Raw genomic sequence first — 722 nt, 5'->3', positions numbered from 1 at the left:
AATGCGAGCGCGGCCATTGAAGCGCCTCTTGGTGTCCATCTTGGTGTCCATGTTTGTCTCCTCGTTTTTTTGGTCAGTTTTCAGCAAAGAAATTCAGGAGCGCATTTGCGATGAACTCGGGCTGCTCCTCCGTTACCCAATGCCCGCTATCGGGAATCAATCCGCCGCGGACGTCCTCCGCCACGCGTTGCAACGATTCAAAGGTTTCCATGCCGCGCCCGAATCCCTTGGCGCCGCCCAGCGCCAGTACCGGCATGCGCAACTTCCCGTCTTTCTGCAGCATCGCGTGGTTGTCTTCCGCGTCCCGGGGAAGCGCACGATAGAAGGAATACATGGCGCGCATGGCGCCCGGTTTGACATAGGTGCGCAGATACTCTTTGCGGTCTTCTTCGCTGATGCAGTTCGGCCGGTGGCCATAGTTTTCGAAGAGCCAGTTGATGATCAGATGTTCGCGATCCTGGAACAGCGCTTCCGGAAGATCCGGAGTGCGGAAAAGCGAGTGGTGCCAGCGCCGGCCGTTTTGCGAAAAATCGGCGCCGTCGCCGGGAATCGCGACGTCGAGAATCGCCAGCTTCCTGACTGCATCCCGATGCTGCGCCGCCAGCGAGAACGCCGTCGGTCCGCCCCAATCATGTCCGACCAGATAAAAATCGCTGATGCCCAGCGTCGCCAGCAACTGCCACACATCGTTGGAAACGGTCTTCTTGTCATACCCCCCGGCC

Annotated in this window: 1 protein-coding gene; it reads right to left on the bottom strand. The window is 59.0% G+C overall.

What is annotated here, in order from left to right; genetic code table 11:
• Positions 1-73 precede the first annotated feature (73 nt).
• Positions 74-722: alpha/beta fold hydrolase (locus HLUSI_RS0111630; RefSeq protein WP_016834147.1), on the bottom strand; the 649-nt coding region annotated here is incomplete at its 5' end.

This window comes from Herbaspirillum lusitanum P6-12, assembly GCF_000256565.1.
GTDB lineage: Bacteria > Pseudomonadota > Gammaproteobacteria > Burkholderiales > Burkholderiaceae_D > Herbaspirillum > Herbaspirillum lusitanum.
Note: the sequence above shows the minus strand (reverse complement) of the source record. Positions and strands in the feature narration are given on the sequence as shown.